Source organism: Variovorax sp. RO1 (genome assembly GCF_002849325.1).
Lineage (GTDB): Bacteria > Pseudomonadota > Gammaproteobacteria > Burkholderiales > Burkholderiaceae_C > Variovorax.
The window spans coordinates 973,209-991,992 of the sequence record NZ_PKMT01000001.1 but is presented as its reverse complement, the minus strand read 5'-3'; the positions used below and the strand labels follow the sequence as shown (position 1 = coordinate 991,992).

General features: G+C 68.5%; 18 protein-coding genes. 10 read left to right on the top strand and 8 right to left on the bottom strand.

Annotated elements, in window-relative coordinates; genetic code table 11:
* Nucleotides 1-4 precede the first annotated feature (4 nt).
* The 7 genes from cyoB to trhA all read left to right on the top strand — a co-directional run bounded on the left by cyoB (nt 5) and on the right by trhA (nt 6,614).
* Nucleotides 5-2,011 (top strand): cytochrome o ubiquinol oxidase subunit I, encoded by a 2,007-nt coding sequence (cyoB, locus tag CY658_RS04690; protein WP_101489073.1) that lies wholly within the window; start codon nt 5-7, stop codon nt 2,009-2,011.
* Complete coding sequence (cyoC, locus tag CY658_RS04685) at nt 2,004-2,678, top strand: cytochrome o ubiquinol oxidase subunit III (protein ID WP_101489072.1); 675 nt, start codon at nt 2,004-2,006, stop codon at nt 2,676-2,678. The genes cyoB and cyoC overlap by 8 nt, the downstream gene beginning before the upstream one ends.
* Nucleotides 2,675-3,085 carry a cytochrome o ubiquinol oxidase subunit IV gene (cyoD, locus tag CY658_RS04680; RefSeq protein WP_101489071.1) on the top strand — a complete coding sequence of 137 codons (411 nt, stop codon included), beginning with the start codon at nt 2,675-2,677 and terminating at the stop codon, nt 3,083-3,085. The genes cyoC and cyoD overlap by 4 nt, the downstream gene beginning before the upstream one ends.
* Entirely contained in the window at nt 3,085-3,909 is an 825-nt protein-coding gene (locus CY658_RS04675; protein ID WP_101489070.1) for an SURF1 family protein, read from the top strand. The genes cyoD and CY658_RS04675 overlap by 1 nt, the downstream gene beginning before the upstream one ends.
* Complete coding sequence (locus tag CY658_RS04670) at nt 3,893-5,284, top strand: ATP-binding protein (protein ID WP_101490225.1); 1,392 nt, start codon at nt 3,893-3,895, stop codon at nt 5,282-5,284. Before CY658_RS04675 ends, CY658_RS04670 begins: the two co-directional genes overlap by 17 nt.
* Nucleotides 5,281-5,844 carry a response regulator transcription factor gene (locus CY658_RS04665; RefSeq protein WP_101489069.1) on the top strand — a complete coding sequence of 188 codons (564 nt, stop codon included), beginning with the start codon at nt 5,281-5,283 and terminating at the stop codon, nt 5,842-5,844. The genes CY658_RS04670 and CY658_RS04665 overlap by 4 nt, the downstream gene beginning before the upstream one ends.
* Before the next feature lie 62 nt (nt 5,845-5,906).
* Nucleotides 5,907-6,614, top strand: coding sequence for a PAQR family membrane homeostasis protein TrhA (trhA, locus tag CY658_RS04660; RefSeq protein ID WP_101489068.1), 708 nt, complete (start codon nt 5,907-5,909; stop codon nt 6,612-6,614).
* Nucleotides 6,615-6,624: 10 nt separating this feature from the next.
* Here trhA and CY658_RS04655 read toward each other — a convergent pair whose 3' ends face one another.
* From CY658_RS04655 to CY658_RS04640, 4 genes are all read right to left on the bottom strand, one after another.
* A complete protein-coding gene (locus CY658_RS04655) occupies nt 6,625-6,849 on the bottom strand; it encodes a SlyX family protein (RefSeq protein WP_062469081.1) in 225 nt (74 codons plus the stop codon).
* A 48-nt stretch (nt 6,850-6,897) separates the two neighbouring features.
* Entirely contained in the window at nt 6,898-7,791 is an 894-nt protein-coding gene (locus CY658_RS04650; protein ID WP_101489067.1) for an SDR family NAD(P)-dependent oxidoreductase, read from the bottom strand.
* Between the two features lie 70 nt (nt 7,792-7,861).
* On the bottom strand, nt 7,862-8,362 hold the full coding sequence (locus CY658_RS04645; RefSeq protein ID WP_101489066.1) for a DUF1097 domain-containing protein: 501 nt from the start codon (nt 8,360-8,362) through the stop codon (nt 7,862-7,864).
* Nucleotides 8,363-8,395: 33 nt separating this feature from the next.
* A complete protein-coding gene (locus CY658_RS04640; protein WP_101489065.1) occupies nt 8,396-9,160 on the bottom strand; it encodes an SDR family oxidoreductase in 765 nt (254 codons plus the stop codon).
* Between the two features lie 125 nt (nt 9,161-9,285).
* On the opposite strand from CY658_RS04640, the gene CY658_RS04635 reads away from it, so the two are divergent.
* Nucleotides 9,286-10,185: a LysR family transcriptional regulator gene (locus tag CY658_RS04635; protein ID WP_101489064.1), complete on the top strand. Its 900-nt coding sequence runs from the start codon at nt 9,286-9,288 to the stop codon at nt 10,183-10,185.
* A gap of 138 nt (nt 10,186-10,323) precedes the next feature.
* Here CY658_RS04635 and CY658_RS04630 read toward each other — a convergent pair whose 3' ends face one another.
* Nucleotides 10,324-11,850: an MFS transporter gene (locus CY658_RS04630; protein WP_101489063.1), complete on the bottom strand. Its 1,527-nt coding sequence runs from the start codon at nt 11,848-11,850 to the stop codon at nt 10,324-10,326.
* Nucleotides 11,851-11,978: 128 nt separating this feature from the next.
* Between CY658_RS04630 and CY658_RS04625 the strand changes: the two genes are divergently transcribed.
* Both CY658_RS04625 and CY658_RS04620 read left to right on the top strand, forming a co-directional pair.
* Nucleotides 11,979-12,881, top strand: a complete 903-nt coding sequence (locus CY658_RS04625) for a LysR family transcriptional regulator (RefSeq protein ID WP_101489062.1) — start codon at nt 11,979-11,981, stop codon at nt 12,879-12,881.
* A gap of 63 nt (nt 12,882-12,944) precedes the next feature.
* A complete protein-coding gene (locus CY658_RS04620; protein ID WP_257884685.1) occupies nt 12,945-13,157 on the top strand; it encodes a prevent-host-death protein in 213 nt (70 codons plus the stop codon).
* A gap of 119 nt (nt 13,158-13,276) precedes the next feature.
* On the opposite strand, the gene CY658_RS04615 is transcribed toward CY658_RS04620, so the two are convergent.
* The 3 genes from CY658_RS04615 to selD form a co-directional block, all read right to left on the bottom strand.
* Complete coding sequence (locus tag CY658_RS04615) at nt 13,277-14,758, bottom strand: AAA family ATPase (RefSeq protein ID WP_101489060.1); 1,482 nt, start codon at nt 14,756-14,758, stop codon at nt 13,277-13,279.
* A 106-nt stretch (nt 14,759-14,864) separates the two neighbouring features.
* Nucleotides 14,865-17,381 (bottom strand): ABC transporter permease, encoded by a 2,517-nt coding sequence (locus CY658_RS04610; RefSeq protein ID WP_101489059.1) that lies wholly within the window; start codon nt 17,379-17,381, stop codon nt 14,865-14,867.
* A gap of 209 nt (nt 17,382-17,590) precedes the next feature.
* Nucleotides 17,591-18,670, bottom strand: coding sequence for a selenide, water dikinase SelD (gene selD / locus CY658_RS04600; protein WP_101489057.1), 1,080 nt, complete (start codon nt 18,668-18,670; stop codon nt 17,591-17,593).
* Nucleotides 18,671-18,784: the final 114 nt, after the last annotated feature.

The window sequence follows — 18,784 nt, the reverse complement described above, 5'->3', positions numbered from 1 at the left end:
GAAGATGCTGCAGAACCTAGACCTGACGAAGCTCGTCTTCGGCCGCCTCTCCTGGGAGGCGATTCCCCTTCACGAGCCGATTTTGCTCGTGACCTTCGCGGCCGTGATCCTGGGCGGCCTGGCGCTGCTGGGCGCGGTGACCTACTTCAAGCTGTGGGGCACCTTGTGGAATGACTGGATCACCAGCATCGACCACAAGAAGATCGGCATCATGTACATCATCCTTGGCCTGGTGATGCTGCTGCGCGGCTTCGCCGACGCGCTGATGATGCGGGCCCAGCAGGCCGTCGCCTTCGGCGACAACGCGGGCTTCCTGCCGCCGCACCACTACGACCAGATCTTCACCGCCCACGGCGTGATCATGATCTTCTTCGTGGCGATGCCGCTGGTCACGGGCCTCATGAACTTCGTGGTGCCGCTGCAGATCGGCGCACGCGACGTGGCCTTTCCGTTCCTGAACAACTTCAGCTTCTGGATGACCACCTTCGGCGCCGGCCTCGTGATGGCCTCGCTGTTCGTGGGCGAGTTCGCCAAGACCGGCTGGCTGGCGTACCCGCCGCTGTCGGGCATCCTGTTCAGTCCTGACGTGGGGGTGGATTACTACATCTGGTCCTTGCAGATTGCGGGGGTGGGCACATTGCTCTCGGGCGTGAACCTGCTGGCCACCATCGTGAAGATGCGCGCGCCCGGCATGACCATGATGAAGATGCCCGTCTTCACGTGGACCGCCCTGTGCACCAACGTGCTGATCGTGGCTGCCTTCCCGGTGCTCACGGCCGTGCTGGCCCTGCTGTCGCTCGACCGTTATGTCGGCACCAACTTCTTCACGAACGACCTCGGCGGCAACGCCATGATGTACGTGAACCTGATCTGGATCTGGGGCCACCCCGAGGTGTACATCCTGATCCTGCCGGCCTTCGGCATCTTCTCGGAAGTGGTCTCCACCTTCTCGGGCAAGCGCCTGTTCGGCTACGCCTCGATGGTGTACGCCACGGTCGTGATCACCATCCTGTCGTACCTCGTGTGGCTGCACCACTTTTTCACCATGGGCTCCGGCGCCAGCGTGAACTCGTTCTTCGGCATCACGACGATGATCATCTCGATCCCCACGGGCGCGAAGATCTTCAACTGGCTCTTCACCATGTACCGCGGCCGCATCCGTTTCGAGCTGCCCATGATGTGGACCATCGGCTTCATGATCACCTTCGTGATCGGCGGCATGACGGGCGTGCTGCTGGCCGTTCCCCCGGCCGACTTCGTGCTGCACAACAGCCTGTTCCTCATTGCCCACTTCCACAACGTGATCATCGGCGGCGTGCTGTTCGGCATGCTGGCGGGCATCACCTACTGGTTCCCGAAGGCCTTCGGCTACAAGCTCGACCCGTTCTGGGGCAAGTGCTCGTTCTGGTTCTGGATCGTCGGCTTCTGGATGGCCTTCATGCCGCTGTACATCCTGGGCCTGATGGGCGTCACGCGCCGCATGAGCCACTTCCAGGACATGTCGCTGCAGATCTGGTTCCAGGTTGCCGCCGTCGGTGCCGTGCTCATCGCACTGGGCATCGCCTCGTTCCTGATCCAGCTGGTGGTGAGCTTCATCCGCCGCGAGTCGCTGCGCGACACCACGGGCGACCCGTGGAACGGCCGCACGCTCGAGTGGTCGACCTCGTCGCCGCCGCCGGCCTACAACTTCGCGTTCACGCCGCGCGTGCATGACAACGACGCCTGGACCGACATGAAGGCCCGCGGCTACCAGCGTCCGCTGGACGGCTTCAGCCCCGTGCACATGCCCAAGAACACGGCCGCCGGCTTCATCATCGCGGCGCTGAGCGCGGTGTGCGGCTTTGCGCTGATCTGGCAGATGTGGCTCCTGGCCGGCATCGGCTTCGTGGCCATGCTGGCCGCGATCATCGTCCACACCTTCAACTACAAGCGCGACTACTACATCCCCGCGGAAGAAGTCGTGCGCACCGAAGCCGAACGCACCCGCCTGATGGCTGCCGCCCATGTCTGATACCACCGCCCTCTCCACTCCCCCGGGCGTGCACGTGCACGCCCACAGCGACCTGACGGGCAAGCCGCCGGTGTTCGAGCTGTTCCACGTCCGCAACGAGGACCACCACCCCGAGAACGGCACGCTGCTGGGCTTCTGGCTCTACCTGATGAGCGACTGCCTCATCTTTGCCTGCCTGTTCGCGGTGTACGGCGTGCTGGGCCGCAGCTACGCGGCCGGCCCCTCGGGCGCCGACCTGTTCGACCTGCCGCTGGTGGCGATGAACACGTCACTGCTGCTGCTGTCGTCGATCACCTACGGCTTCGCGATGCTCGAGATGCAGCGCAAGCGCATGGGCGGCGTGCTGCTGTGGCTGGGCATCACCGGCCTGCTGGGCCTGGGCTTCATCGGCCTGGAGCTGTACGAGTTCGCGCACCTCCTGCACGAAGGTGCCGGCCCGCAGCGCAGCGCGTTCCTGTCGTCGTTCTTCGCGCTGGTGGGCACGCACGGCCTGCACGTGAGCTTCGGCATCATCTGGCTCGTCGTGCTGATGTTCCAGCTGCCCAAGCACGGCTTCACCCCTGCCAACCGCCGCCGCCTGATGTGCCTGTCGATGTTCTGGCACTTCCTGGACGTCGTGTGGATCGGCGTCTTCACTTTCGTCTACCTCATGGGATCGATGGCATGAGCGCCCCCGCACACACCGACGCGCACGGCCATGGCGCACACGATGGGCATGACGCCCATCACGACGACGGCCCCGTGAGCCACAGCACCTTCAAGGGCTACATGACCGGCTTCGTGCTGGCCGTGATCCTGACCGCGATCCCGTTCTGGCTCGTGATGGGCAAGGTGATCGCCAACCCGAGCACCACCGCCCTCGTCATCCTCGGCTTCGCCGTGGTGCAGATCGTGGTCCACATGGTGTACTTCCTGCACATGGACGCCAAGTCCGAAGGCGGCTGGAACATGCTGGCGCTGATCTTCACGCTGGTGCTCGTGGTCATCACGCTGGCCGGATCGTTGTGGGTCATGTATCACATGAACACCAACATGATGCCGGCCATGGTCCACGACATGAAGAACATGCCCTGATGGCATCGACCGCCCGCCCGCGCTCGGTTGTCACGCGTGCGGCGCTGGCGGTCTGCGCCGTCCTGGCCTTTGCCGGTTTCGTCGCGCTCGGCACCTGGCAGGTCGAGCGCCGAGCCTGGAAGCTCGATCTCATCGCCCGCGTCGACCAGCGCGTGCACGCCCCGGCCACCGACGCGCCGGCGCAGTCCGAATGGCCCACGGTCAACGCGGCCAATGACGAATACAGACACGTGCGCCTTCGCGGCACGTTCCTCCATGACAAGGAAGCGCTGGTGCAGGCCAGCACCCGGCTCGGTGCCGGCTTCTGGGTGCTGACCCCGCTGCGCACCACCGACGGCAGCGTCGTGCTCGTCAATCGCGGCTTCGTGCCGCCCGAAGCGCGCGAGCGCGCGGCGCGCACCGCCCCCGAGCCCCAAGGCGACACCACCGTGGCCGGCCTGCTGCGGCTCACCGAACCGAAGGGCGGCTTCCTGCGCACGAACGACCCCGCAGCCGACCGCTGGTTCTCGCGCGACGTGCAGGCCATTGCCACGGCGCGCGGCCTGGCCGATGTGGCGCCCTACTTCGTCGATGCCGAGGCCGGGCCTGCGCCCGCACAAGCCGCGCCCACGTGGCCGGCAGGCGGCCTGACCGTCATCGCCTTCCCCAACAGCCACCTCGTCTACGCCCTCACCTGGTACGGGCTGGCGCTGATGGTGCTCGGCGCCGCATGGTTCGTGTGGCGCGACGACCGGCGCCGGCAGGCGGCCCCCGGCGGCAGCGGCGAAAATGCACCGCATGCCGACGCCGCACGCCCCGATCACGCCGATGTCCGCCGCGACTGACAAGCTCGTCGCGGTGGCCGGCGAGCTGCACGCCCCGCGCGCGGGCGTCGCGAGCCTGGACAACGCCATCGGCCACCAGAACATGCAGCAGCTGATCCAGCTGCGCTGGTTCGCCGTGGTCGGGCAGGTCGCCACCATCCTCGTGGTGCACTACGGCTTCGGCATCCGCCTGCCGCTGAACCACATGCTGCAGGTGCTCACCTGCCTGGCGCTGTTCAACATGGTGAGCCTGCTGCGCCTGCGCATCCATGGCCGCGTGACCAACGAAGAGCTGTTCGTCGCGCTGCTGGTCGACGTGGCCACGCTCACGGCCCAGCTGTACCTCAGCGGCGGCGCCACCAACCCCTTCGTCTTTCTGTACCTGCTGCAGGTGATCCTGGGCGCGGTGCTGCTCAAGGCCTGGTCGACCTGGACCATCGTGGTCATCACCGGCCTGTGCTTCGCCGGCCTGGCGCTGTTCTCGCGCCCGCTGCCGCTGCCGCTGGACCACGACCGCGGCCTGTGGAGCCCCTACGTGCAGGGCATGCTGGTGTGCTTTGCGCTCAACGCCGCACTGCTGGTGGTGTTCATCACCCGCATCAGCCGCAACCTGCGCGTGCGCGACGCGCGGCTGGCCGACCTGCGCCAGCGCGCCTCGGAAGAAGAACACATCGTGCGCATGGGCCTCCTGGCGTCGGGCGCGGCGCACGAACTGGGCACGCCGCTGGCCACGCTGGCCGTGATCCTGGGCGACTGGCGCCGGCTGCCGCATTTCAGCTCCGACCCCGAGCTGCTGCAGGAAGTGGCCGAGATGGAAGTGCAGATCCAGCGCTGCAAGAGCATCGTGAGCGGCATCCTGCTGTCGGCCGGCGAGACGCGCGGCGAGTCGTCCGAAGAGACCACCGTGCGCACCTTCCTGGACGACCTCGTCGAAGAATGGCGCACCACGCGCCCGGTCGAGGAGTTCGACTACGAGAACCTGTTCGGGCAAGACCTGCCCATGGTTTCCGACTCGGCGATCAAGCAGATGGTGTGCAACGTGCTCGACAACGCGCTCGAGGCCTCGCCGCACTGGCTGCGCCTGGAAGCCACGCACGACGCCGACGCGCTCACCATCACCGTCACCGACGCGGGCCCCGGCTTCATGCCGGCCATCCTCGCGGAGTTCGGCAAGCCCTACCAGTCGAGCAAGGGCCGTCCCGGCGGCGGGCTGGGCCTGTTCCTGGTCGTGAACGTGGCGCGCACCCTGGGCGGGCGCGTCTCCGTGCGCAACCGCCCCGAGGGCGGCGCCATCGTGACCATCACGCTGCCGCTGGCGGCCATCGTGCTCGAAGAAGACGAGGAAGCCCCAGCCATCGCGGACAACGCCGCCCCCCAAGCCCCGAGCAGCCCATGACCCCCACATCCGACACCGCCGAGGTCCGCCAGTTGCTCATCGTCGAGGACGACGAGGCCTTCGCGCGCACGCTCGCACGCTCGTTCGAGCGGCGCGGCTACGTCGTGGTGCATGCGCGCAACCTCGAGGAGGTCGAAGCGGTGCTCGAGGAAGGCGACGGCCCCTCGCCCGGTTATGCGGTGGTCGACCTGAAGCTCAACGGCGAGGCCTCGGGCCTGGCCTGCGTGCAGATCCTGCACCGGCACGACGCCGAGATGCTGATCGTGGTGCTCACCGGCTTCGCGAGCATCGCCACCGCCGTCGAGGCCATCAAGCTCGGCGCCTGCCACTACCTGGCCAAGCCCTCGAACACCGACGACATCGAGGCCGCCTTCGGCCGCGCCGCCGGCACCACCGAGGTCGAACTGACCAACCGCTCGACCTCGATCAAGACGCTGGAGTGGGAGCGCATCCACGAAATGCTGGCCGAAACCGGCTTCAACATCTCGGAAACCGCGCGCCGGCTTGGAATGCATCGGCGCACATTGGCACGCAAACTCGGCAAACAGCAGGTCAAGTAACATGATCTGCCGGTTTCGCGCATTTTTCGGAACCAAACCCGACCCCGGAGGCTCTGTTCCTGATGACGAATAGCCCGCCGCTGCAGCTGCAGCCCGCCCTTTCCACCGCCGCGAAGAAAACGCCGGCGTCCGCCGCGCGCGACCAGACCGCGATGGAAGAGCTCTTCAACGCCCTGAGCCACGGCCTGGGCCTGCTGCTGGCGATTGCCTCGCTGCCGATCCTGGTCTACAGCGCCGCCCAGAAGGGTCAGGCCGCGGCCGTGGTGGGGGCCTCGCTCTTCGCGGGCACGGCCATCGTGCTGTACCTGATCTCCACGCTGTACCACGCGCTGCCGATCGGCCGCGCCAAGGCCTGGTTCAACCGGCTCGACCACGCGGCCATCTACCTGTTCATTGCGGGCAGCTACATGCCCTTCCTGTTCGGCGTGCTGCGCGGGCCTTGGGGCTGGACCCTGTTCGGCGCCATCACCGCCGCCGCCGTGCTGGGCGTGAGCGCCAAGCTGTTCAACCGCCTGCAGCACCCGCTGTGGTCCACCGGCCTGTACGTGGCGATGGGCTGGATGGCGCTGATGGCGGCGGTGCCGCTGTACGAGCGCATGTCATCGGCCGGCCTGGCCTGGCTCGTGGCCGGCGGGCTGTTCTACACGGCCGGGGCCGTGGTGTTCCTGTTCGACAACAAGGTGCGCTACGCGCATTCGGTGTGGCACCTCTTCGTGCTGGCCGGCAGCACCTGCCATTTCTTTGCCGTGCTCTGGCACGCGCACGGCTGAACGATCTTCCTCAGTAGTGAGGCGGGAGTTCGTCGCGCAGGTTGCGCGCGCCCCCGTCCTGCCCTGCGTTCTGGCTCTGCAGCCGGAGCTGCGCGACCTGCAGGATCAGGCTGTCGATCTGCTGCTGCTGCCGGTAGATCGTCATGTTCAGCTGCTCGAGCAGGTCTTCGGCATAGCTCGACTTGATCTCGAGGTCGTTCAGACGCTCTGTCACGTCGTTCGGTGAATGTTCCATGCCGCTATTGGACAGGAAGATCCACCGCTTTTCTTGACAGCGCCCCGCTCAGCGACAGACCTTCGCCTCGAGCAGGTCGCCCATGCCGATGCGCCGGGCGAAGTCGATGCGCACGCGCTCCGACACCTCGAAGACCTCGGCCGCACCGTCGCCCACGAAGTCGATCAGCGAACGCATCGGCCGCGTGCCGCTGGGCAGGCCCACGATGCGCACGATGTCGTCGGCCACTGCCTGCGGATCGGCGTGCTCGGGCGTGAGGGCGGACAGGCGCTCGCCGATGCGGTCCATCACGCCGTCGTAGCGGCTGTAGGCGGCGGCGACAGTCGCATCGGAGGGCTTGCCCGCGCTTGGGAAGTGATCGGTGCCCCGGGTGAACGCGCCCGGCACGACGATCGAGGTCTCGATGCCGAAGCGCGCGATCTCGTAGCCCAGCGTCACCGCCAGCGAATCCATGGCCGCCTTGGCCGCGCCGTACGGGCCCATGAACGGCGGAAAGCCGCCCTTGGTCGTCGTGCTGCTGATCCACAGCATCAGCCCCGACTCTTGTTGGCGCAGGTACGGCAGCACCGCGCGGTTCACGCGCTGGGCACCGAGCACGTTGGTGTCGAACACTTTGGCGATGTCTTCCGGCGTGAAGGCCTCGGTCGGCCCGACCACCAGATGGCCCGCGTTCTGCATCACCACATCGAGGCGGCCGTGTGCCTGGACGATGGTCGCCGCGGCCGCATCGGCGGAGGCCTGCGACAGCACATCGAGTTCGAGCGGATGCAGCTGAAGCCCCCGGGCCGCGGCCAGGGCACGCAGCTCGGCCGCGCGCTCCTTGTTGCGGCCTGCGATGTCGCGCATGGAGGCATAGACGATGTGGCCCGCTTCGGCGAGCGCCTGCGCGCTGAGCTTGCCAATGCCGGAGCCGGCGCCAGTGACGAGGATGACGGATTGCATGATGGAACGCCTTGAATGAAGGTGAGAGGGAAGGAAGAAAGAAGGAAAGAAAGACCGGAGCGTCCGGTGGTCAGCGCACGCGGCGCTGCAGCAGGTGGGCCAGCCACGCCGCCGTCGATCCGAGTGCTGCCGCGCCGGCCAGCGTGGCGAACAGCGACAGCGACGGGGGCTGGTGGACCGCGAAGAACGCGATCAGCCCGAGGAAGTAGCACAGCAGGTTGTTCAGCCGCGGCACGCCGCGCATCGACACGACCCCGAGCGCGACGAACAGCACCACCACTGGCAGCGCCGCGGCGCCCGCGATCGGGGCCAGCGCGGCGATGGCCAGGGCCGCCCCCTTGCCGATCAGCAGGCCCAGGCTCACGCAGACGAGGTTGAACACGCCGTCGCGTGCGGTGGCGCCGCGGGTGTAGAACGCCACCCAGCCGACGAACATCGCCCACACGGGCAGTTCGAGCACGAGCGCCATCGCCGAAGCGGCGGCGGCCACCACCGCAGCGGCGGCCGTGAACGCCGAGTAGGCGAGGCTGAAGAAGCGTGGGGTGGCCGCGGGGAGTGAAGGCGGGTGCATGGTGCGTGCTCCGTGGAAATCGTGGTGGACCACTCAGGCCACGCCGCCGTTGGCTCGCAGCACCTGCCCGTTGACCCACCCCGCGTCCGGCCCCGCCAGGAACGACACCACCGAGGCGATGTCTTCCGGCTGCCCCAGGCGCTGCAGCGGCGGCATCTGGGCGAAGGCCTGGATCTGTTCGTCGGTCTTGCCGTCCAGGAACAGCGAGGTGGCGACCGGGCCCGGCGCCACGGCGTTCACCGTGATGCGTCGGCCGCGCAGCTCCTTGGCGAAGACGTGCGTGAAGGCCTCGACCGCCGCCTTGGTGGCGTTGTAGATCGCGTAGCCGGGCATGTGCAGCGCGAGCGTGGTGCTCGAGAAGTTGACGATGCGCCCGCCCTCGGCGAGGCGCGTCGCGGCTTCGCGCAGGGTGTTGAAGGTGCCGCGCACGTTGATGTCGAAGGTCTGGTCGTAGAGCGCATCGCTGTGCGCGGCCAGCGGCGCGGTCTGGAGCACGCCGGCGTTGTTGACCAGCACATCGACCGGGCCGAACTGCGCCTCGACGGTGTCGAACATGGCACGCACCGCGTCGGCGTTCGCCACGTCGGCCTGCACCGCGAGGGCGCGGGCGCCGGTGGCCTTCAGTTCGGCCACCAGCGCTTCGGCCGGCGCGGCGCCCGAGGCGTAGTTGACGGCGATGGCGAAACCGTCGGCGGCGAGCCGACGTGCAACGGCGGCGCCGATGCCGCGCGATGCGCCGGTGACGAGGGCGACGCGGGCGGAAAGAGAAGAAGGAGAAGAAGAAGTGGCGGTGTTCATGGCGCGATTCCTTGGGGTGGTGAGTGGATGTAGCGAATGGTCGGCCATTCCACTCAAAAGATAATCAGCGCCAAATCGTCAATAAAATTCCATTTACTTAAACAATAGGCACGAAGGCTGACCCCATGGACCGCTTCCAGGAAATGCAGGCCTTCGTGCGCATCGCCGAGCGCCAGAGCTTCACGCAGGCCTCGGACGACCTGCAGATTCCGCGCGCCACCCTCACCACGCTGATCCAGCGGCTCGAATCGCGCCTGGGCGCCCGGCTGCTCGAACGCACCACGCGCACCGTGCGCCTCACGCAGGACGGCGAGGCCCACTACCAGCGCTGCGTGCGGCTGCTGGCAGACGTGGAAGAGGCCGAAGGCGCGTTCACCCACGCGGCGCCCAAGGGCCTGCTGCGCGTGAACCTGCAGGGCACGCTGGCGCGGCACTTCGTGGTGCCGGCGCTGCCCGGTTTTCTGGCTCGCCACCCGCAGCTGCAACTGCACATCGCCGAGGACGACCGGCTGGTCGACCTCGTGCGCGAAGGCGTCGACTGCGTGCTGCGCGCCGGCCCGCTGCAGGACTCATCGATGGTCGCGCAGCGCGTGGCGCTGCTGCCGCAGGTGACCGTCGCGAGCCCCGCCTACCTGGCGGCGCACGGCCACCCGACCGACCTCTCGGCACTGGCCTCGCACCGCGCGGTGCACTACGTGTCGAGCAGCACGGGCAAGGCACTGCCGCTCGAGTTCACGGTCGACGGCCAACTCCGGCCCGTGCAGCTGGCCGCCACCGTGTCGGTGACCGGCGCCGACCTGTACACGGGCGCCGCCGTCGCCGGCCTCGGGCTGGTGCAGGTGCCGCGCTACCGCGTGGCGGCCGAGCTGGCGGACGGGCGCCTGCAGGCCGTGCTGCCCGACTTCGCGCCGCCGCCGATGCCGGTCTCGGTGCTGTACCCGCAGAACCGGCAGCTGTCGTCGCGGGTGCGGGTGTTCACGCAGTGGCTGCGCGGTCTCTTTGAAGCTGAAGCGGCGGCTTCCTGACCCTGATGACTTTCGCCCTCCCTTTCCGGGGGAGGGCGGGGTGGGGGCCAGCGGCGTATCGAATACCGGCAGCCTTGCGAAGGCCGCGAGCCCCCATCCCGGCCTTCCCCCGGGAGGGGAAGGAGCAAGACAGTCCCCTCAACAGGCAGATGACTCCAACGCCGCGGCGCCAGCGTCGGCATGCGTCTCGCCGCGCAAGAACACAAACACCACCACCGCCGTCAACACCGTCACCCCAGCCAGCACGCACAGCAGCGTCCCGAACGCCACGCCATACGCGTGCAGCAACGCCGCGCGATCGATGCCCGGCAACAAGGCCAGCGCCTGCGCCAGATCGCCCGTCGCTACGCGCTGCGCCGCCTGCGACACCGCCACGGACGAAGACGACGACACCCCCAGCTGCAGCGCCACCAGCGCCGTGAGCCCCGCCCCCACCAGTGCCAGCGCAATGCCCTCCCCCGCGACCCGCACGGTGTTGAAGATGCCCGACGCCATGCCCGCCCGTTCGCGCGGCACCACGCTCACGGCCAGGCCGTCCATCAGTCCCCAGGGCAGGCCGATGCCCGCGCCGATCAGCAGCAGCGGCCCCACGAGGCCGTGCAACGAGGTGCCCGGCGCGCAGCGGCTCAGCCACACGAGCCCCACCGCGCATACCAGCAGCCCCACGGCCGAGATCACGCCCGCCGAGAACCGGTGCGCGAGCCACGCCGCGAGCGTCGGCACGACGAGGATCGGCCCCGACAGCGCGAACATGAAACCGCCCGCCTCCAGCGCGTTGCGCCCTTCGAGCCCGATGAAGCGGATCGGCAGCAGCACCAGCAGCACGACAAAACCGTAGGCCGGTGCCGCGGCCAGTAGTTGCACGCCGACGAAGCGTGGGAAGCGGAAGAGCGACAGGTCGAGCATCGGATGCGCCACGCGCCGCTCGATGGCGATGAAGGCCGCACCCATGGCCAGTGCACCAGCCAGCGCCGCGAGCACCCACGGGCTGCGCCAACCGCTGTCGGGGGCCTGCAGCACGCCCAGCGTGAGCAGGCTCAGCGCGGTCGTGAAGCTGAGCGTGCCGGGCACATCGAGCCCCATCGCCTGCGGGTTGCGCGACTCGCGCATGCGCGGCGCCGCCAGGCACAGCGCGACGAGGCTCACGGCGCCGGGGCTCAGCATCACGGCGTGCCAACCAATGGTGTCGGCCAGCCAGCCCGACAGGATCGATCCGCACGACAGCCCCACGCCGAACGAGGTGCCGATGAGGCTGAACGCCCGCAGCCGCGCGGGCCCGTCGAACAGCTGCGCCAGCGCCGCCGTACCCGCCGCGAAGGCGGCCGCCGAGCCGAGCCCCTGCACGGCGCGCGCGAGGTCGAAGGCGACGATGCCCGGCGCCAGTGTCAGCAGCGCGCTGCTCAACGCCACCACCGCCAGGCCCAGCAGGAAGACGCGCTTGCGCCCGTAGGCATCGGCCAGCGCGCCGGCCGCCATCAGCGTGGCGCCGAAGCTCAGCATGAAGGCGTTGGTCACCCAGTTGAGTTGCACCGGCGTGCCGCCCAGCGTGTCGCGGATCGCGGGCAGCACCACGGCCGGGCCGGTGAAGCTCAGCGGCATGCCGAGCGCGGCCAGGCAGACGGCGGCGAGCAGCCAGGCTTTGTTGTTGGAATCGGGGGAAGACATCGGGAGGGCTTTCACGCGGAGGAAGACGAAAAGGGGAAATGCGTGAAGCGAAGATAAAAAGGATTCAATGAAACGAAAATAGGCCCTCTGATCCTCACACTGCCAACCTAAAGTTGCCAATCAAGCCGATGGACAGCTTCAGCGGACTCGAATCCTTCGTGCGGGCGGCCGACCTGCAGAGCTTTGCGCGGGCGGGCCGCGACCTGGGCATCTCGGCCTCGGCCGTGGGCAAGAACGTCGCGCGGCTCGAGGCGCAGGTCGGCGTGCGCCTGTTCCACCGCACCACGCGGCAGGTGCGGCTCACGGCCGAGGGCGCGATGTTCCACGAGCGCTGCCGCCGCATCCTCGACGAGCTCGGCGATGCGCGCGCCATGCTGCAGGACGCCGTCGCCACGCCGCGCGGCCGCCTGCGTGTGAGCCTGCCGACCATCGGCTACCGCTTTCTGCTGCCGATCCTGCCGGCGTTCAAGGCGCGCTACCCCGAGATCGAGCTCGACCTCGACTTCAACGACCGGCTGGTCGACGTGGTGGCCGAGGGTGTCGACGTGGCGATCCGCAGCGGCGAGCTGGTCGACTCACAGCTCGTGGCGCGCCGCCTCGGCCCGTTCAGCTTCGTGCTCGCCGCCTCGCCGGCCTACCTCGCGCAGCACGGCGAGCCGCAGGTGCCGGCCGACCTCGCCCGCCACCGCTGCCTGCGCTACAAGTTCGTGACCGGCGGAAAGATCGAAGACTGGGACCTGCCCGGCCTGCCACCCCAGTTGCCGCCGGGCCTGGTCTGCAACAACATGGAAGCCATGCTGGGCGCCGCGGTTGCGGGCCTGGGCATTGCGTACATGCCCGACTTTCTGGCGCGCGATGCGCTGCGCCGTGGTGAGCTGCAGCGCGTGCTGGCGCCGCACCTCGTGCGGCAAGGGCAGTTCTCGGCGCTGTGGCCATCGAGCCGGCAGTTGTCACCGAAGGTGCGGGCGTTTGTCGACTTTGCGGGTGAGCACATGTTCAGGGGCGACGGCGCAGACGCACAAACGACCTGAACCCGATTCAGACCACAATCCGGCTGATTCACGGCACCCACGGGACGCGCAATGAGCTCTTCCATGCAGATCAAATCCATCGACGATCCCGAGCGTCATGCCACAGAGGTCGTGAAGCCGCTGTTGGTCGGCTCCGACAAAGAACACGAAGAAGCGCCCGTGCTGCTGAAAGTCCTAGTGCTCGGCAGTCACCAAATCGAGCAGAACCAATTCAGGTCTTCGGATGAGGTGTTCGCAGAACTGGACCAAGAAGACACGAGCAGTACTTCCGCATGAAGCGGTCGACGGACCGGCGCGACATCGTGCTCGCGCCCATCCTCTCGCCCCACAACATCGACACGATGCAGCGGGAATTCCGGCAAGGCATCACGCGCTGACGCGGGTGCCGAGCCGGATCAAATGACAGCTTCAGCGACGACGCGCGGCTCGGTGGACACAACCTCGACCTGAGGAGCGCTCTCCTTGATCGGCGTCTTCACAGGCTCGCTGCCCATGCGGCTCAACGCCAGCGCCACCTGCAACGGATACAGCGTGCGCGCATCACCCTCGGCCTTGTTGCTCACCGTCGTGCCGGCGGCCTCGCTCATGCGGGCCGTGCGCACCGCGTCGAGGCGGTGGGTCGGCACCATGAACGGCGAGTGCGTCGTGTAGAGGATCTGGTTGCCGAAGTCGTGCTCCAGGTGCGCCAGCAGATCGGCCTGCGAATGCGCATGCAGATGCAGGCCGGGTTCGTCCAGCAGCAGGATCGCATCGCTCGCGCCCTTCGTGTCCGCAAAGAACGCGATGTAGAACGAGAAGAACCACTGGAAGCCGCGGCTGCGTTCGTCGAGGTTCACTTCCACCTCGTAGGCAGCGTTGGGGTCGGACACCAGCGTCTCCAGGTGCTGACCGTCGAGGTTGAAGCGGACCTTGAGTTCCCGGTCTTTCCACACGCGGCGGATTTCCGACGTGACGACCGAGCCGGCCCGGTTCACCAACTGGTTGCGCGTCGCCAGGTCGTTCTTCGCCAGCAGGTCCTGCAGCTGCTGCGGGTCGAGCCCCGCCACCTGGCACAGCTTCTCGAAATTGCGTTCGCCCGCGGTGCGCTCGCCCCAGCCCTTGCGCGTGAGGTACTCGGCGATGTTCTGGCGGCCGGGCAGCGAGGCGTAGTCCTCGACGTAGATGAAGCGCGGCAGTTTTTCCAGCACCCAGGCGCGGGCGCGAGCCAGCGCGGGCTGGTCGTTGTCGATCGTGCGCGCCAGCTCTTCGAGCTCGGTCAGCATCTGCGCCTGCTTGTCAGCGATTTCCGCACCGGCCGTGGCCAGCGCCTGGCGCAGCGCCTGCAGTGCGAGCAGCGCGCCGGCCGACCACTTGACGAAGTCGGGGCTCGGGATCATCGCGGCGTCGAAGGCGTCGGCCTCCTGTTCGAGCGGGGCCTTCAGTTCGTCGGCGACCTTCTCGGTCGCAGCCTTCACGGCGGGCACGATCTTGCGGACCTTGGCCTTGATGTCGCTCACGTCGATCGACAGCGGGCCCAGGCCCTCGAAGCCGGTCGTGCGCGTGGCGCCGTAGCCGCGGCCGGCCGTGACCTGGCGCACGCCCGCAGCGCGCGGCAGGATGGCGGCGAGCGCCAGTTGTTCGGAGGCGTCCAGGTCCCAGCGCGTGTGCACGACGGGGGTGTCGTCGGTGCATTCGTCGAGGCGGCGGTGCCGCGGAAAGTCCTTGATGGGGCTGAGTGCCGTGAGCCCGTCGGTCGGGTTCAGGCTGTGCAACGCGCGCAGCAGGTTCGACTTGCCGCTGTCATTTCGGCCGAGGATCGCTGTGATCTGGGAGGAATCGATGGAGCCGCTGTCGTGGATCGAGCGATAGTTGGTGATCTGGAATGACGCCAAGCGCATGCAGGAATTTCTCTTCTGAATTGAATACGGGGCCGGGGAATGTATTGCATCCCCGGCCCCGTCTTGCCGATCGCGGAAGAAAAAAACTGTACGGCGCTGTGCAGCCCTACTCGGCCGCGCGGCGCAGCGTGTCGACCACCGGCCGGCGCAGCACATCGCGCAGGCCCCACCACCCCGCCGCCAGCGCGAGCACCGCGCCGGCCAGCGCGCCCGCCACTGGCACGAGCGGCGAGGCGGTCCAGGTGAACTCGAACACGTAGCGCGCGAGCGCCCAGCCGATCACCGAGGCCACGATGCTCGCGAGAAAGCCCGCGAGCAGGCCGACGCCGATCAGTTCGGCGCGCTGCACCTGCCGCAGCAGGCTGGCGCGGGCGCCCACGGCGCGCATCACGGCGAATTCGCGCGCACGCTCTTCGCGCGTGGCGGTGACGGCGGCGAACAGCACCACCAGCCCGGCCGCCAGCGTGAAGCCAAACAGGAACTCGACCGCGCGGATCACCTGGTCGAGCACGCGCTGCACCTGGTTGATGGTGGCGCTCATGTCGACGTTGGTCACGTTGGGAAAGCTGCGCACCAGCGCGTTGTCGAAGCCGCGCGTTTCGGGCGCGCGAAAGGCGCCCATGTAGGTCACGGGCACGTCGGCCAGCGAGGCCACGGTGTACATCACGAAGAAGTTGGCGTGCAGCGAGCCCCAGTCGACCTTGCGCAGCGAGGTGATGCGCGCGTCGTTCTGCATGCCGCCAATGTCGAAGCGCAGGGTGTCGCCGAGCTTCAGGCCCAGCGTCTCGGCCAGGCCTTCTTCCACGCTCACCTCGTTCTTCGCCTCGGGCGTCCAGGCGCCGGCGGTGACGCTGTTGTGCGCGGGCGCGGCGGTGCTGTTGCTCAGGTTGAACTCGCGGTCGACCAGGCGCTTGGCGCGGTCTTCGGTGTAGTCGTCGGGCGTCACGGGCTTGTCGTTGATCGCCACCAGCCGGCCGCGGATCATCGGGTACCAGTCGAACTTGGCGACGCCCGCGTCGCGCAGCGTCTTCTGGAACGCGTCGCTCTGCTCGGGCATCACGTTGATGACGAAGCGGTTGGGCGCATCGGGCGGCGTGGCCTTGCGCCAGCTCGCGACGAGGTCGGTGCGCAGCAGCACGAGCAGCACCAGGGCCAGCAGGCCCACGGCCAGTGCGCTGACCTGCACCACGGCGTAGGCCGGCCGCGCCGAGATCTGCCGCGTGGCCAGCACCAGCCAGCGCGGCGCGGTGGTCTCGTTGACGCTGCGGCGCAGCACCTTCACGGCCAACCAACTCAGGAGCGCGAACACCGCCACGGCGCCGGCAAAGCCGCCGACCGCAATGAGGCCCAGCTTGATGTCGCTGCTGGCCGCCATCAACAGGGCCGCAAAGCCCGCCACGCCGATGCCGAGCACGGCGAGCGACGCGGGCTTGAGCCCGCCCACGTCGCGTCGGATCACGCGCAGCGGCGGCACGCGCGCCAGCTGCAGCACCGGCGGCAGGCCGAAGGCGAACAGCAGCGTGAGCCCCATGCCCAGGCCGAAGGCCACGGGCCACAGCGTGGCGGCGGGCAAGGCGGTTTCGACCAACCCAGCCAGCAGCAGCACGAACACATAGTGGACGGCGAAGCCGATGGCCACGCCGATCGCGCTCGCCACGGTGCCGATCACCGCGAACTCGAAGGCATAGGCCGCGGCGATGGTGCGCTGGCTCTGGCCGAGCACGCGCAGCATGGCGCAGTCGTCCAGGTGGCTGGCCGCGAAGCCGCGCGCGGCCAGCGCCACGGCCACGGCCGACAGCAGCGCCGCGAGCAGCGCGACGAGGCTCAGGAATTTCTCGGCGCGGTCCAGCGTCTGGCGCATCTCGGGCCGACCGCCCTCGAACGAGTCGAGCCGCACGCCGCGCAGCTCGCCCTTCTTGATGGTCGCCTCGGCCCAGTCGCTGAAGCGCTTCACGGCGGCATCGTCGCCCGCCACGGCGTAGCGGTAGCCCACGCGGCTGGCCGGTTGCACGAGGCCGGTGCGCGCCACGTCGGTCTGGTTGAGCATCACGCGCGGCGAAAAACTCATGAAGCCCGCGCCCCGGTCGGGCTCGAGCGTGATCACGCGGCCCACGCGCAGGCCAGTGTCGCCCAGCAGCAGCGTGTCGCCGACCTTCAGGCCCAGCGAGTCGAGCAGCGAGGCATCGACCCAGACCTCGCCCGAGGCCGGCACGTCGCGCGTCACCGTGCCCGCGCCCTCGGCCGTGGTGGCTGTCTGCAGGTTGCCTCGCAGCGGGTAGCCCGGCGTCACGGCCTTCAGGGCCACGAGCTTGCTGGCGCCGCCCTGCGCCTCTTCGGCCCGCGCCATGGTCGGAAAGCCGAAAGTGCCGGTGCCCGCAAGGCCGAGCGATTGGGCCTGCGTGATGAACGCTTCGGGCGTCGGGTTGTCGCTCACGATCACCGCGTCGCCGCCCAGCAGCTGGCGCGCATCGCGCTGCAATCCGCCCTGCAGCCGGTCGGCAAAGAAGCCGACCGCCGTGAGCGCGGCCACGGCCAGCACCACGGCCACGATCAAGAGGCGCAGCTCGCCGGCGCGCAGGTCGCGCCAGAGCGTGCGCCAGCCAAGGCGAAGGGAAGCGTTCATGGCGCGAACGATAGCCGACGCCTACCGGCACCGGCGGACTCAAGGGTTATTTGTGGCGGGCCGGAGCTCTGCCCTTGTCTTGCTCCTTCCCCTTCCGGGGGAAGGCGGGGATGGGGGCACGCGGCGCTCGCACGATGGCTGTGCCTGATCGAACGCCGCGTGCCCCCMCCCCTGCCCTCCCCCAGCGGGGGAGGGAGAAACACGGGGCCCTACGGCAGAACGACGAGGCCCGGTGCGCCGGCCTCCACACTGCCAATCACCGCCGCCTGCCCGAAACCCTCCTGCCGGAAGATCTCCAGCACCGCCTCGGCCACTTCAGGCGCGCAGCTCACAAGCAAGCCACCCGACGTCTGCGGATCGGTCATCAGCGCCTGCGCGGTGGCCGGCAAGCCTTCGTGCAACTGCACGTCGCCGCCATACCCCGCCCAGTTGCGCCCCGACGCACCGGTGACCAGCCCGCCGGCCGCCATCGCGATCACGTTGTCGAGCAGCGGCACACGCGACCATTCGACGACCGCCGTGAGCCCCGCGCCGCGCGCGAGTTCGAGCGTGTGGCCGGCCAGGCCGAAGCCGGTGACGTCGGTCAGCGCATGCACGCCGTCCAGCGCCGAGAGGGCGATGCCGGGCGTGTTGAGCTTGGTCGTGTTCTCGATCAGCTGGCGGTAGCCGGCCTCGGACAGCTGCTGCTTCTTGAGCGCCGCCGACAGCACGCCCACGCCCAGCGGCTTGCCAAGCACCAGCACGTCGCCCGCCCGCGCATCGGCGTTGCGCCGCACGCGCTTCGGGTGCACCAGCCCCATCGCGACCAGCCCGTAGATCGGCTCGACCGAATCGATGGTGTGGCCGCCCGCAATGGGAATGCCGGCCGCGCGGCACACGTCCTGCCCGCCGCGCACGATCTCGGCGATGACCTCCACCGGCAGTTCGTTGATCGGCATGGCGACGAGCGCCAGCGCCATGATCGGGCGCCCGCCCATCGCGTAGACGTCGCTGATCGCGTTGGTCGCGGCGATGCGCCCGAACTCGTAGGGGTCGTCCACGATGGGCATGAAGAAGTCGGTGGTGGCGATCAGCGCCTGCTCGTCGTTGAGCCGGTAGACTGCCGCGTCGTCGGCGGTCTCGATACCGACCATGAGTTCGGGCGGAATCAGCCCGCCCCCATGGTGGCGCAGGATCTGCGACAGCACGCCCGGCGCGATCTTGCAGCCGCAGCCGCCCCCATGCGAGAAGCTGGTGAGCCGCAGCGGCGCCAACGGATTCAGGAGCTTGGAAGGTGCGGCTTCGATCATGGCGGCGGGTCGGTCGAATGGAACAAGCCGCAATTATCGAAGCCCGCGCCACCGTCTGCCTGCGCACCCGAACACACCCTTTTTCTTTCTTCTCCACTGAACGCTTCACCCACA

What these genes read in the sequence shown, in the direction of transcription:
- trhA (WP_101489068.1), top strand. Translation starts at nt 5,907, where the DNA reads ATGACGAATAGCCCGCCGCTGCAGCTGCAGCCCGCCCTTTCCACCGCC.
- CY658_RS04645 (WP_101489066.1), bottom strand. Translation starts at nt 8,362, where the DNA reads ATGCACCCGCCTTCACTCCCCGCGGCCACCCCACGCTTCTTCAGCCTC.
- CY658_RS04650 (WP_101489067.1), bottom strand. Translation starts at nt 7,791, where the DNA reads ATGCAATCCGTCATCCTCGTCACTGGCGCCGGCTCCGGCATTGGCAAG.
- CY658_RS04635 (WP_101489064.1), top strand. Translation starts at nt 9,286, where the DNA reads ATGGACCGCTTCCAGGAAATGCAGGCCTTCGTGCGCATCGCCGAGCGC.
- CY658_RS04620 (WP_257884685.1), top strand. Translation starts at nt 12,945, where the DNA reads ATGCAGATCAAATCCATCGACGATCCCGAGCGTCATGCCACAGAGGTC.
- CY658_RS04670 (WP_101490225.1), top strand. Translation starts at nt 3,893, where the DNA reads ATGTCCGCCGCGACTGACAAGCTCGTCGCGGTGGCCGGCGAGCTGCAC.
- cyoC (WP_101489072.1), top strand. Translation starts at nt 2,004, where the DNA reads ATGTCTGATACCACCGCCCTCTCCACTCCCCCGGGCGTGCACGTGCAC.
- CY658_RS04675 (WP_101489070.1), top strand. Translation starts at nt 3,085, where the DNA reads ATGGCATCGACCGCCCGCCCGCGCTCGGTTGTCACGCGTGCGGCGCTG.
- CY658_RS04610 (WP_101489059.1), bottom strand. Translation starts at nt 17,381, where the DNA reads ATGAACGCTTCCCTTCGCCTTGGCTGGCGCACGCTCTGGCGCGACCTG.
- CY658_RS04665 (WP_101489069.1), top strand. Translation starts at nt 5,281, where the DNA reads ATGACCCCCACATCCGACACCGCCGAGGTCCGCCAGTTGCTCATCGTC.
- CY658_RS04625 (WP_101489062.1), top strand. Translation starts at nt 11,979, where the DNA reads ATGGACAGCTTCAGCGGACTCGAATCCTTCGTGCGGGCGGCCGACCTG.
- CY658_RS04615 (WP_101489060.1), bottom strand. Translation starts at nt 14,758, where the DNA reads ATGCGCTTGGCGTCATTCCAGATCACCAACTATCGCTCGATCCACGAC.
- CY658_RS04655 (WP_062469081.1), bottom strand. Translation starts at nt 6,849, where the DNA reads ATGGAACATTCACCGAACGACGTGACAGAGCGTCTGAACGACCTCGAG.
- selD (WP_101489057.1), bottom strand. Translation starts at nt 18,670, where the DNA reads ATGATCGAAGCCGCACCTTCCAAGCTCCTGAATCCGTTGGCGCCGCTG.
- CY658_RS04640 (WP_101489065.1), bottom strand. Translation starts at nt 9,160, where the DNA reads ATGAACACCGCCACTTCTTCTTCTCCTTCTTCTCTTTCCGCCCGCGTC.
- cyoB (WP_101489073.1), top strand. Translation starts at nt 5, where the DNA reads ATGCTGCAGAACCTAGACCTGACGAAGCTCGTCTTCGGCCGCCTCTCC.
- cyoD (WP_101489071.1), top strand. Translation starts at nt 2,675, where the DNA reads ATGAGCGCCCCCGCACACACCGACGCGCACGGCCATGGCGCACACGAT.
- CY658_RS04630 (WP_101489063.1), bottom strand. Translation starts at nt 11,850, where the DNA reads ATGTCTTCCCCCGATTCCAACAACAAAGCCTGGCTGCTCGCCGCCGTC.